Consider the following 12,395-nt stretch of genomic DNA (forward strand, 5'->3'; position numbering starts at 1 on the left):
TCTCTGGAGATCACATGACGAACATCCTCTGGTTCACGCAGATCGGCATGGCCGACGTCGCCCAGGTCGGAGGCAAGAACGCCTCCCTCGGCGAGATGGTCTCGAACCTCTCCGGAGCCGGGGTGAGCGTGCCCGGCGGCTTCGCGACCACGGCCGACGCCTACCGGGACTTCCTCGCCGAGGGAGGACTCTACGAGCGCATCCGATCCACCGTGGAAGCGCTCGACGTCACGGATGTCGCCGAACTCGCGCGGGTCGGCGCCACCGTCCGCGAGTGGATCGAACAGCAGCCGCTCCCGGCCGCCTTCGAGCAGGACATCCGTGCGGCCTACGCCACGCTCGTCGACTCCGATCCCGAGCCCGCGTCGGTCTCCTGGGCCGTGCGATCCAGTGCCACGGCGGAGGACCTGCCGGATGCCTCCTTCGCCGGCCAGCAGGAGACGTTCCTCAACATCAGCGGCATCGACAACATCCTCGCCGCGATCCGCAGCGTGTTCGCGTCGCTCTACAACGACCGGGCGATCGCCTACCGCGTGCATCACGGATTCGACCACCACGACGTGGCGCTGTCGGCGGGGATCCAGCGCATGGTCCGCTCCGATGTCGGGGCCTCCGGCGTGCTCTTCACGGTCGACACCGAATCCGGATTCGATCGTGCGGTGTTCATCACCAGCTCCTACGGTCTGGGCGAGGCGGTCGTGCAGGGCGCGGTGAACCCCGATGAGTTCTACGCCTACAAGCCCGCCCTGCGTGAGCGACGGCCGGCGATCCTCAAGCGTTCGGTCGGCGAGAAGGCGGTGAAGATGGTCTACGCCGACGGCACGCACGCGGGCGGCAGCACCGTCTTCACCGATGTCCCCGCCGCCGAGCGCGTCCGCTTCAGCATCACCGATGCCGAGGTGGAAGAACTCGGACGGCAGGCCCTGGTCATCGAGGAGCACTACGGGCGCCCGATGGACATCGAGTGGGGCAAGGACGGCATCGACGGACGGCTGTACATCCTCCAGGCCCGCCCGGAGACGGTGGTCTCCCGCGCCGACGGCAAGGAGATGCGGCGGTTCGTGCTCGAGGAGTCGGGCACGGTGATCACCGTCGGGCGCGCGATCGGGCAGAAGATCGGAGCCGGACCGGTGCGGGTCATGACCTCGCTCGCGCAGATGGACGCCTTCCGGCCCGGGGACGTGCTGGTCGCCGACATGACGGATCCCGACTGGGAGCCGATCATGAAGCTCGCCTCCGCCATCGTCACGAATCGCGGTGGTCGTACCTGTCACGCCGCGATCATCGCGCGCGAGCTGGGCATCCCCGCCGTCGTGGGCACGGGCGATGCGACCACCGTTCTGAGCGACGGGCAACGGGTCACGGTGTCCTGCGCTGAGGGGGACAACGGCTTCGTCTACGAGGGAATGCTCGGGTTCGAGGAGATCATCACGCGTCTCGACGCGATGCCCGAGAGCCCGACGAAGATCATGCTCAACGTCGGCACTCCCGATCAGGCGTTCGCCTTCGCGAAACTGCCCAACCGCGGCGTCGGGCTCGCGCGGCTCGAGTTCGTCATCAACCGGCAGATCGGCATCCACCCGCGCGCGCTCCTGGACCATGAATCGCTGCCGACGTCCCTGCGTGCCGACATCTCCGAGCGCATCGCGGCCTACGCGTCTCCTCGGGAGTACTTCGTGCGCCGCGTCGCGGAAGGGGTGTCGATGATCGCCGCGGCCTTCGCGCCGGAACCCGTCATCGTGCGCCTGAGCGACTTCAAGTCCAACGAATACGCCAACCTCATCGGCGGGGAGCTCTACGAGCCGCAGGAGGAGAATCCGATGCTCGGCTACCGCGGCGCCTCCCGCTACATCTCTCCGGACTTCCGTGCGTGCTTCGACATGGAGTGCGAGGCGCTGCGGTTCGTGCGGGACGAGATGGGGCTCACCAACGTCGAGATCATGGTCCCGTTCGTGCGAACCCTCGGTGAAGCGGCGGCCGTGACGGAACTGCTGAGCGAGAACGGCCTGCGGCGGGGCGAGAACGGACTGCGCGTGATCATGATGTGCGAGCTCCCCTCCAACGCCGTGCTCGCCGAGGAGTTCCTCGAGTACTTCGACGGCTTCTCGATCGGCTCGAACGACATGACCCAGCTCACGCTCGGACTCGACCGCGACTCCGGACTGGTGGCCTCGACCTTCGACGAACGCGACCCGGCCGTGCTGCGGATGCTCTCGATGGCCATCGAGGCGTGCCGCCGTGCGGAGAAGTACGTCGGGATCTGCGGTCAGGGCCCGAGTGACCATCCCGATCTCGCCGAGTGGCTGGTCTCGCAGGGCATCGAGTCGATGTCGCTCAACCCCGACACCGTCGTGGAGACCTGGCTGCGGCTCGCCGCGCAGACCGTGCCGGTTTCCTGACCGCGCCGGGGCGTCCGTGTCGGTCGACACGAGTAGTCTCAGGTCATGGGAACCCTCGAGTACAACAGCTCTCGTCCTCCGATCGAGGTCGATGACGAGACGCTGGCGCATCTGAAGATCGTCATCGGGACGAAGCTTCGCCGTCATGAGAGCTTCATGATGACCTGGTTGCCGGAGGAGAAGAACCCGGCCGGCCGGCTCACGATCTGGATGCACCCCAGCATCCCGCTGAGCCTCGCGTTCGACCACGCGGAGATGCCGGCGATCGACTCGAAGCGGATCGAACGCATGATGGAGAACCTGAACGCCCGAGGCGAGCTCGTCCTCGATCAGCTCGGCTAGGAGGATCAGCGGCGGACGCGGGCGCGCGTCTTCGCGACGCTGGCGAGGGTCGCGCGCAACGGAGTGCCCAGGTACAACCCGAGGGAGGCTCCGGAGGCGAGACCGATGCCGATCACCGCAGCATCGATGAGCGAACCTCCGGCGTACAGCATCCCGGTCGAGGTGCCGGCCGCGTGGACCATCTCGAGCAGACCCTGGAACACGGCCACACCGGGGACGAGGGGGACGATCGCCGCGGTCGTCACCGCGACGGACGGCACGTGCAGGTTGCGGGCGATCAGCATGCCGAGGAAACTCGCCAGCAGTGCGCCGACCGCGCTCGCCGCCGCGGGATGCAGGTTCAGGGCGATGGATGCCGAATACCCCGCGAGCGTGACGGCACTGAGCAGTGCGCTCACCAGGATGATCCGGATCCCGGCGCCGTTGAACACGGCGACCGCGATGGCGACGATGATCGCACCGGCGAACTGGTTCAGCAGCGGGCCGAACGGCGCGGGGTCGTCGGGGAGGTCCATCGTGAAGCCCAGGACACTGCCCAGCTCGAGGCCCACGAGGATCCCGATCACGACCCCGAGCGTCTGCATCGTGAGGTCGAGGATGCGTCCGCCGGCGGTGAGCGCGAAGCCGTCGATCGCGTCCTGCGCCGCCCCGACCACGGTGAGTCCGGCGAGCATCAGCACGATACCGGAGGCCACGATGATGGACGGGCGGATGCCGACGAAGGGTTCGACCCCCGCGGCGCCGAGAGCCGACACGGCGACCGCCACCCCGGTCGTCACGAAGCCACCGGCGATCTGGCTGAAGAACAACGGGACCCGGATCCTGGCGAGAGCCGCCTGGGTCAGCGCCGCGCAGAGCGCCGCGACGAAGGTGAGAGCGACGATGATCGGGGAGGCGCCGAGCATGATGCTCACCCCGACGGCGAGCAGAGCCCGCGCGACGATGACCACCGGCTGCTGATAGCGGAAGGGCACCCGTCGGATCGCCCGGAACGTCGCGCGCGCGGATTCGAGGTCGAGTCCGTCGTCGATGTCCGCCACCAGGGCCTGCACCCGCTGGAGCTTCGCGTGGTCCGGAGCCGTCACCCGCACCACGCGGACCAGTGTCTCCGGCCAGACCTCGCCGCTCAGGTGGAACGAGACCGTGATCGAGTTGTAGGTGACGTCGACCTGGACGCCCTTCATCCCATAGGCGTCGCACACGCGGATGATCGCGAGCGTCACCTCGTGCGCGGAGGCCCCGACCGCGAACATCGACTCGCCGATACGGGTCGCAAGGTCCAGCACCCGCGGTACCGTGCGTTCGTCGATGACGGGCATCGCCTCGGTGGCCGCGACGGCCGAGGGATCGGTGTGCAGCAGGCGGCGCACCGACGTGAGCAGCGGCCGGCGGGATCTCGCGGACATGTCTCCATTCTCCCGTCCGGGAGGCGATCCGTCACGGGCGCGCCGCGATCGGACCGCCCGCCCGTCAGGGAGCAGGGGTGATGTCGATCGTGGCGGAGGTCTCGACGTCGTCGCAGGCCGACCCGACCCAGAGTCGGATGCGCCCCGGCTCCACGCGTCGCACGCCGTCCAGGCCGGTGAAGGCGAGGCGCTCGGTGGGGACCGCGAACTCGATGACCTGTTCCGCACCCGGTGCCAGGGACACCCGGCGGAAGTCGACCAGCTGCGCGACGGGGCGGGCCACGCTTGCGACCTCGTCGTGCGCGTAGAGCTGCACGACGTCGGTGCCCTCGCGGGAGCCCACGTTGCGCACGCGCACGGTGACCTGGAACGTCTGCCCCGCGGTCACGGTCTCGTCAGCCCTCAGGTCCCGGTGCTCGAACGTCGTGTAGGCGAGCCCGAATCCGAAGGGACGCACGGGCGTCGGATCGACGCTCGTCACATCGGTGCGTCCTCCGAGGGCGGCGTGCAGGTAAGAGTACGGTTGCGCGCCGGCGGATCTCGGCAGGGACACCGGCAGGCGACCGGACGGGGACACGCGTCCGCTCAGCACGGCGGCGATCGCCGAGCCTCCTTCCTCCCCGGGGAAGAACCCGTACAGGACGGCGGCCGGCAGGGGAGGCTGCTCCGTCGGCGATGTCCGGCCGGCCGGCGCGGGGGAATTGACCGATCCGAGACCCGCGTTCGTCCCGGCAGCGGTCGCCCGTGGCGGGAGCGCCCAGCCCAGGGCATAGGGGCGGCCGGTGAGAGCGACGACCACCACCGGGGTGCCGGTGGCGACGATCGACTCGACGAGCGCGCGCTGCACGCCGGGGAGGTCGAGGGAGTCGACGTCGTTACCCTCGCCGACGGTGCCGCGTCCGAACAGCCCGGCACGGTCGCCGATCACGACGATCGCGACGTCGGCCTCGGTGGCCTGCGCGATCGCCGAGGGGAAACCGCTGCGGTCCTCGCCGTCGACCTCGCAGCCGACGGCGTGGGTGATCGTCGCCGAGGGGAGCTCCGCGCGGAGCGCGTCGAGCACGCTCGGCAGCGCGATGCCGGCGGGTACGTCGGGGTGGTGGGCGAGCACGTGGTTGACGAAGGAGTAGCACCCCATCAACGCCTCGGCGCTGTCGGCATTCGGTCCGATGACCGCGATACGTGGCGACGCGGACGGATCGAGCGGGAGGATGTCGTCGTTGCTCAGGAGGACGAGCGACTCCTCGGCCAGACGGCGGGCGAGTCCACGATGCTCGGGCGAATCCAGGTCGACCTCGCGCGGCGGATCGGTGAAGTCCGCGTCCAGCAAGCCCAGCTCCTCCTTCTGCGTGAGCACGCGCCCGACGGCCCGATCCAGGATGCTCTCCGGCAGAGACCCGTCGCGCACCTGTGCGGCGAGCGTCGTGTACGCGTCGGGGGAGGGCAGCTCCACATCGATTCCCGCGGTGAGCGCGAGCGCGGCCGCCTGGGCGGAGTCGGCGGCGACATGATGCATGGTGCGCAGGAAATCGACGGCGAAGTAGTCGGACACCACGACTCCGTCGAACCCCCAGCGTCCGCGCAGCACCTCATCGAGGTAGTACGGATCCGCGGCGACCGGCACGCCGTCGATATCGCTGTAGGAGTTCATGACGCTGCGCACGCCGCCGTCCCGCACCGCCATCTCGAACGGCGGAAGGAGCACGTCCTCCACCTCGCGACGACCGGCGGACACCGGAGCGTGGTTGCGGCCGGCGCGAGAGGCGGAGTACCCCACGAAATGCTTGAGCGTGGCGTGCACGCCTTCCGCCTGCATGCCGCGCACATAGGCGGTTCCGACGGTTCCGACCAGCAGCGGGTCCTCGGCGATGCACTCGTCGACGCGTCCCCACCGCGGGTCGCGGATCACATCCAGCACCGGCGCGAGACCCTGATGGATCCCGAGGGTACGCATCGACGATCCGATCGCTCGCCCGACCTGTTCGACCAGATCCGGGTCGAAGGACGCTCCCCACGCGAGCGGCGTCGGGAAGGTCGCGGCCTTCCACGCGGCGAGCCCGGTCAGGCACTCCTCGTGCACGAGAGCGGGGATCCCCAACCGGGTCTCCCGCTGCAGCCGCGCCTGCTCACCCCACAACCAGCTCGCCCGCTCGATGGGCTCGACGGGGCGCGTGCCGTAGACGCGGGTCAGGTGACCGATCCCGTGAGCCGTCGCCTCCTCGTAGCGGGTGGACGTCCGCTTCTCGCCGGCCATCGGGGCGACGAGTTCGTTGCCCTGGTCGACCCAGAAGCCGACGAGTTGCGCCTGCTTCTCCTCCAGCGTCATCTGGTCCAGGAGGCTCGCCACGCGTGCGGAGAGCTGAGGGTGGGGGGTGGGGGAGAGCACATCCATCTCTTTCTGTGGAACTTCGGTCGACATCGTCAACCCTTGACGGCGCCGGTCAGTCCGCCCACGATCCGACGCTCGAACAAGCTGAAGAAGATCAGGGCGGGGATCATCGACAGCGAGGTGAACGCCAGCACCTTCGCGGTGTCGACGGAGTACTGGGAGGCGAACGACTGCACGCCGAGGGGGAGCGTGAACGAGGCCGCATCGTTGAGGATGAACAACGGGAGGAGGTACCCGTTCCAGCTGCCGATGAACGCGAGGATGCCGGTGGTGATCACGCCGGGGATCGACAGCGGCAGCACCATGCGCCAGAAGAAGCCGATCCTGCTGCATCCGTCGATGAACGCGGCTTCCTGGATCTCGTCGGGGATCGCCCGGAGGAACGGCACCAGGATGATGATCGTCGTCGGCAGGGCGAAGGCGATCTGCGGCAGGATGACCCCACCGAGGGAGTTCATCAGGCCGAGGTTCCGCACCACGATGTACAGCGGCGTGATGGCCACGGTCAGTGGGAACATGAGGCCGGCGGCGAAGAACGCGTAGAGCACTCCGCGTCCGGCGAACCGGTAGCGGGCGAGCACGTAGGCCGCCATCAGTCCCAGGGCGACCACGCCGATGGTGGTGGCGAGGGCGACGATGGTCGAGTTGAGCACCTGGCGCCAGAAGATGCCGCCCGTGATCACGTCGAGGTAGTTCTGGATGAGCCATGGGCTCGGCAGCCCTGACGGGTCCGTCGTGATCTGGGCGTTCGTGCGGAAACCGCCGATGATGATGTACGCGATCGGAGCGAGCATCAATCCGACGACGATCAGTGCGACGAAGTAGACGGTCGGGTTGGCCCACGGCAGCCGCGCGCGCGGGGCGCGCCCCGGCCGCTGGGTGACGAGTAGCGAGGTGGCGGTCATCGCGTCGTCCTCTTCTTCCGTGCAGGGGCGCCGGTCAGGGCGCCGTCGGTGTCGCGTCGTAGCACCGCGCGCTGGTAGACGAGCGCCACGACGAGCGAGATCAGGAACAGCACGACCGCGACGGCGTTGCCGTACCCGAAGTTGCCGGCGTTGCGTCCTTCGGAGACCATGTAGGTCGCCATCGTCGAGGTCCCGGCGGTGGAGGCGATGTACTGCCCCCAGATGATGTAGACCAGGTCGAACAGCTGCAGCGAGCCGATGATCGACAGGAATGCCCAGATGCGCAGCGTCGGAGCCAGCAGGGGCAGCGTGATGCGCCACTGGATCTGCCAGTACGAGGCGCCGTCGATCGCGGCGGCTTCGTGCAGCTCCTCGGGAATGCCCTGGAGTCCGGCGAGGAACAGGATCACCGCGAATCCGACGTACTTCCAGGTGATGATCACCATCAGCGTCCAGATCGCGATGTCCGGATTCGAGAGCCAGTCGTTCGCGAGGAATCCGAGGCCCATCTTCTCCAGCAGGTCGTTGAACGCACCGCTGGTCTGCAGCATCAGGCTCCATCCCGTTCCCACGACGACCTCGGAGATCACGTAGGGGATGAAGATGAGGACGCGGATCAGCGACTGACCGCGCATCCGCCGGTTGAGCAGGAGGGCGAGCAGGATCGCCGCCGGCCCCTGGAAGACGAGCGAGAAGACCAGGATGAACCCGTTGTGCGCGAGCGCGTCGTGGAACAGCGGATCCTGCAGGATCGTGAGGTAGTTCTTGAGGCCGACGAAGTCGGTCGGAGGGCCGTAGCCCTGCCAGCTGAAGAACCCGTAGTAGCCCGCCATCAGCACCGGGAAGATGACGAAGGCGAGGAAGACGAGGAGGGCCGGCCCGGCCAGAAGGATCACTTCCAGCCGGGCGGAGACCCTATGCCTTTGCTGCGGCATCCTGGACGGCCTTGACGATGTCCTCCGGGGTTCCCTGACCGGCGAGCATGTTGACGACGGCGACGTTGAGGGCGTTGCCGACGTTCTGTCCGTAGACGGTGTCCAGCCACTGCGTGGCGTACGGTGCGGCGTTGTAGGCCTCGAGGATGGCCTGCAGGTACGGCTCGGTCACGGCCTCCTGCGCGACGGTGTTCACCGGCGGAGCGTTGAACGCCTTGTAGTAGGCGGTCTGCACCTCGGAGGTGCCCAGGTAGTTGAGGAAGTCGACGCAGGCATCCGGCGCATCGACCGAGCACGAGTACCCGTCGACGCCACCCATCATCGAGCCCGGCTCGCCTTCGCCGCCCTCCACCTCGGGGAAGGGGAACCACGAGAGGTCGGGAAGCGGCTTCTGGTCGGGCGTCAGGGAGCCGATCACGCCCGGGTTCCAGGCGCCCATGAGCTCCATGGCCGCCTTGTGGTTGGCGATCAGTCCGGCCGAGCTGGCGGCGCCCTGCTGCGCGGTCGTGGTCAGGAAGCCGGAGTTGAACGGTTCGGTGGCTGCGAAGGCCTGCAGGTCTTCACCGGCGCGCACCCAGCAGTCGTCGTCGAAGTTCATCTCATCGGCAGCCTGGGCGAGCGTGTCCGAGCTGCATTCGCGCAGGGCCAGCCAGTAGTACCAGTGCGCTGCGGGCCAGGCATCCTTCGCGCCGAGGGCGACGGGATCGATCCCCGCACTCTTGAGCTTCTCGGTCGCGGCCTCGAGCTCGTCGAGCGTGGTCGGGTTCTCGGCGATGCCCGCCTCGTCGAACAGGTCCTGGCTGTAGAAGAGTCCTCCGGGGAGGACGGCCACGGGAAGGGCGTAGATCTTGCCGTCGAGGCTGCTCGCCGAGTAGGCGGCATCGGAGATCTCCTCCGCAGCGGCACCCGTGATCGAGTCGGTCAGGTCCTTGAGCTGTCCTGCTTTGACCATCGCGGCCATCTTGCCGCCGCCGCGCTGCAGGAAGATGTCGGGGGCATCGCCGGAGTTCAGAGCGGTCTGGAGCTTGCCGTCGAGATCCTCGTTCTGGATCGACTGGATGTCGATGGTGACGCCGGGATTCGCCTCTTCGAAGTCGGCGACGGTCTGCTCCCAGAATTCCACCCCCGGTCCCGTCGTGGAGTTGTGCCAGAGGGTCATCGCCGAGTCTCCGCCGTCATCGGTCGAGCCGGCCGTGCACCCGCTGAGCGCGAGAGCTCCGACCGTGGCGATCGTGGCGAGGGACACGAGGGAGCGCCGTGTGCTGTTCATGTGATCGTTCTCCTCATCGAGAGTTGCGCCGCGCGTCTCTGCGGGCGCCGCGGTGGCAGGAGGTGCGACCGCGTCGCGTTGCAGTCTGCTGTCGTCGAGAACTTTCGTCAAACGTTTTCGAAAACAGTTTCCATGGTGGGCGCGCAGCCGGATACGCTGGGCGATCATGAGCGGGAGAACGACGATCCACGATGTCGCGAAGGCGGCGGGCGTCTCGGTGTCGACGGTGTCGAAGGCCGTCAACGGACGCTACGGGATCGCGGATGAGACGGTCCGACGTGTGCTCGACGTCGTGCAGGAGCTCGGCTACGAATCGAGCCTGGTGGCCAGCAGCATGCGCGCCAGACGCACCGGCGTGATCGGGGTGCTCCTCGCCGACTTCGAGCCGTTCAGTGCCGAGATACTCAAGGGCGTCGGCGCAGCGGTGCACGGCACCGGTTTCGATCTGCTCGCGTACAGCGGGTCGCGGCACGGACAGGGCGAGGGGTGGGAGCGCCGATCTCTCAGCCGCCTCTCCGGAACGCTCATCGATGCCGCGATCATGGTCACGCCCACCGTCGTGGGGGCCTCGGCCGAGATTCCCGTGGTCGCGATCGACCCGCACACGGGCCGGGCCGACCTGCCGACGGTCGAGTCGGACAGCTTCGGCGGGGCTCTCACCGCGACCCGCCACCTCATCGAGCTCGGCCATCGCCGGATCAGCTTCCTGGGCGGTCGCCCCGACCTCCGCTCCGCGGGACTGCGTGACGCCGGCTATCGGCGTGCGCTCGCCGACGCCGGCATCCCGGTGGATCCCGACCTGATCCGCGCGGGGCGCTACGAGCTGGAGACGACGCGGGATTCGGCGAGGATCCTCCTGGCGGGTCCGGAGAGGCCGACGGCCGTGTTCGCCGCGAACGACCTCTCCGCCATCGCCGTGATCGAGGTCGCGCACGAGCTCGGGCTCCGGGTGCCGCAGGACCTCTCGGTGGTCGGGTTCGACGATGTGCCGGAGGCCACCCGACGAGCCCTGCCGCTCACCACCATCCAGCAGCCGATGCGTCGACTCGGGGCGGTGGCCGCGGAGATGGTCTTCGCGCTGCTCGCCGGCGAGCCCATCGAGGAGATGAACGTGACCCTGCCGACGAGGCTGGTCGTGCGGGCGACCACGGCGGCGATCGCCCGCACGTAGGCCGGGGTCAGGCGCGAGCGACCTCGAGCTGGATGACCGACCAGGACAGCGGGGGCAGGGTCGCGCGCACCGCACCGTCCACGACCTCGACCGCACCCAGCGGCACCATGTGGACGCTGTCGGGAGCGGTCTCGAGGTTCGACGTGTGGCGGTCGCCGCCCTCGGGGATCGTGAGGGTCTCGGCCTCCGCCACGCGCAGGTCGTCGAGTCCGTGCAGGTCGATCGTCAGGTCGCTCGATTCGTCCAGCGAGCGGTTCGCGACGAACACGGCCACCCGACCGGTCGCCTCGTCCCACGTGGCGGCGGCGTCCACCGCGTCGACGCCGCCGTAGCGCTTCGTCTCGATCTGCGCCGCCGAGACGGCGAGTCGGAGGATGCGGCCCTTCGCGAGACGCGCCATGCGCTCGAAAGGCCAGAAGCTCGTCTGGCGCCAGGCCGCTCCGCCCTCTTCGGATCGGATCGGTGCGATCACGTTCACGAGCTGCGCCTGGTTGGCGATCTTCACACGGTCGCCGTGCCGCAGCAGGCTGTTGAGCAGCGTCCCGACGACGACGGCATCCGTCACGTTGTAGGTGTCCTCGATCAGCCGAGGGTGCTGCCTCCACCCGGCCTTCTCGATCTCCTTCGCCTCGACGTCGTTGTACTTCACCTGATCCCACACGTTCCACTCGTCGAACGAGATGTCGATCTGCTTCGTGTGCTTGCCCGCGGCCTTCACCGCGTCCACCGTCGCGATGACGCCCTCGATGAAGGCGTCCATGTCGGTGGATTCGGCGAGGAACGACTCGGCGTCTCCGTCGTGCTCCTGGTAGTAGGCGTGCATCGAGACGAAGTCGACCTCGTCGTAGGCGTGCGAGAGCACCGTGTGCTCCCAGGTGCCGAACGTCGGCATCGAGCGGCCGGACGACCCGACCGCGACGAGCTCGATGGAAGGATCGACCAGTCGCATCGCCTTGGCGGACTCCTGCGCGAGACGCCCGTATTCGGCCGCGGTCTTGCCCCCGATCTGCCAGGGGCCGTCGAGCTCGTTGCCGAGGCACCACAGCCTGATGTCGAACGGCTGCTCCGCCCCGTTCCTGCGACGCAGATCGGACCAGTACGTGCCGCCGGGGTGGTTCGCGTACTCGACGAGGGCGCGGGCCTCCTCGACACCGCGGGTGCCGAGGTTCACGGCCTCCATGACCTCGACGTCGGCCTCTTTCGCCCAGGCCATGAACTCGTGCAGGCCGAACGCGTTCGTCTCGACGGTGTGCCAGGCGCCGTCGAGACGCACCGGCCGGTCCTCTGCGGGGCCGACACCGTCTTCCCAGCGGTATCCGGACACGAAGTTGCCGCCGGGGTAGCGGACCACGGTCGGTCCCATCTCCTTCACCAGAGCCAGGACGTCGCGGCGGAAGCCGCGCTCATCGGCCTGAGGATGACCGGGCTCGTAGATGCCGGTGTAGACGCAGCGACCCATGTGCTCGACGAACGAACCGAAGAGTCTCCGGGGGACGTCGGCGATCGTGAAGTCGCGGTCGATGGTGATGCGGGCCTGAGACATTGTTCTCCTCGGGTCTGGCTCTGCGGGTGGGGTGG

At 68.4% G+C, this 12,395-nt stretch carries 9 protein-coding genes; 3 read left to right on the top strand and 6 right to left on the bottom strand.

The window, feature by feature from the left end; genetic code table 11:
* Positions 1-14: 14 nt before the first annotated feature.
* Positions 15-2,399: a phosphoenolpyruvate synthase gene (gene ppsA, locus KV397_RS02585; protein WP_261812100.1), complete on the top strand. Its 2,385-nt coding sequence runs from the start codon at positions 15-17 to the stop codon at positions 2,397-2,399.
* Between the two features lie 45 nt (positions 2,400-2,444).
* Positions 2,445-2,741 (top strand): DUF7882 family protein, encoded by a 297-nt coding sequence (locus KV397_RS02590; protein ID WP_047524272.1) that lies wholly within the window; start codon positions 2,445-2,447, stop codon positions 2,739-2,741.
* Between the two features lie 5 nt (positions 2,742-2,746).
* Here KV397_RS02590 and KV397_RS02595 read toward each other — a convergent pair whose 3' ends face one another.
* From KV397_RS02595 to KV397_RS02615, 5 genes are all read right to left on the bottom strand, one after another.
* A complete protein-coding gene (locus KV397_RS02595) occupies positions 2,747-4,147 on the bottom strand; it encodes a threonine/serine exporter family protein (RefSeq protein ID WP_047524275.1) in 1,401 nt (466 codons plus the stop codon).
* 64 nt (positions 4,148-4,211) lie between these two features.
* Positions 4,212-6,539, bottom strand: coding sequence for a beta-xylosidase/alpha-l-arabinosidase (locus tag KV397_RS02600; RefSeq protein WP_456085683.1), 2,328 nt, complete (start codon positions 6,537-6,539; stop codon positions 4,212-4,214).
* Positions 6,540-6,568: 29 nt separating this feature from the next.
* Positions 6,569-7,441, bottom strand: a complete 873-nt coding sequence (locus tag KV397_RS02605) for a carbohydrate ABC transporter permease (protein WP_047524276.1) — start codon at positions 7,439-7,441, stop codon at positions 6,569-6,571.
* Entirely contained in the window at positions 7,438-8,376 is a 939-nt protein-coding gene (locus KV397_RS02610) for a carbohydrate ABC transporter permease (protein WP_052193815.1), read from the bottom strand. The genes KV397_RS02605 and KV397_RS02610 overlap by 4 nt, the downstream gene beginning before the upstream one ends.
* Positions 8,357-9,646 (bottom strand): extracellular solute-binding protein, encoded by a 1,290-nt coding sequence (locus tag KV397_RS02615; RefSeq protein ID WP_047524294.1) that lies wholly within the window; start codon positions 9,644-9,646, stop codon positions 8,357-8,359. Before KV397_RS02615 ends, KV397_RS02610 begins: the two co-directional genes overlap by 20 nt.
* Before the next feature lie 166 nt (positions 9,647-9,812).
* On the opposite strand from KV397_RS02615, the gene KV397_RS02620 reads away from it, so the two are divergent.
* A complete protein-coding gene (locus tag KV397_RS02620) occupies positions 9,813-10,817 on the top strand; it encodes a LacI family DNA-binding transcriptional regulator (RefSeq protein ID WP_261812101.1) in 1,005 nt (334 codons plus the stop codon).
* Between the two features lie 7 nt (positions 10,818-10,824).
* Here KV397_RS02620 and arfA read toward each other — a convergent pair whose 3' ends face one another.
* Complete coding sequence (gene arfA, locus KV397_RS02625) at positions 10,825-12,360, bottom strand: arabinosylfuranosidase ArfA (protein WP_261812102.1); 1,536 nt, start codon at positions 12,358-12,360, stop codon at positions 10,825-10,827.
* Positions 12,361-12,395 lie beyond the last annotated feature (35 nt).

The organism is Microbacterium aurugineum (assembly GCF_023101205.1).
GTDB lineage: Bacteria > Actinomycetota > Actinomycetes > Actinomycetales > Microbacteriaceae > Microbacterium > Microbacterium aurugineum.

What these genes read in the sequence shown, in the direction of transcription:
- KV397_RS02615 (WP_047524294.1), bottom strand. Translation starts at nt 9,646, where the DNA reads ATGAACAGCACACGGCGCTCCCTCGTGTCCCTCGCCACGATCGCCACG.
- KV397_RS02610 (WP_052193815.1), bottom strand. Translation starts at nt 8,376, where the DNA reads ATGCCGCAGCAAAGGCATAGGGTCTCCGCCCGGCTGGAAGTGATCCTT.
- KV397_RS02620 (WP_261812101.1), top strand. Translation starts at nt 9,813, where the DNA reads ATGAGCGGGAGAACGACGATCCACGATGTCGCGAAGGCGGCGGGCGTC.
- KV397_RS02590 (WP_047524272.1), top strand. Translation starts at nt 2,445, where the DNA reads ATGGGAACCCTCGAGTACAACAGCTCTCGTCCTCCGATCGAGGTCGAT.
- ppsA (WP_261812100.1), top strand. Translation starts at nt 15, where the DNA reads ATGACGAACATCCTCTGGTTCACGCAGATCGGCATGGCCGACGTCGCC.
- KV397_RS02600 (WP_456085683.1), bottom strand. Translation starts at nt 6,539, where the DNA reads ATGGATGTGCTCTCCCCCACCCCCCACCCTCAGCTCTCCGCACGCGTG.
- arfA (WP_261812102.1), bottom strand. Translation starts at nt 12,360, where the DNA reads ATGTCTCAGGCCCGCATCACCATCGACCGCGACTTCACGATCGCCGAC.
- KV397_RS02605 (WP_047524276.1), bottom strand. Translation starts at nt 7,441, where the DNA reads ATGACCGCCACCTCGCTACTCGTCACCCAGCGGCCGGGGCGCGCCCCG.
- KV397_RS02595 (WP_047524275.1), bottom strand. Translation starts at nt 4,147, where the DNA reads ATGTCCGCGAGATCCCGCCGGCCGCTGCTCACGTCGGTGCGCCGCCTG.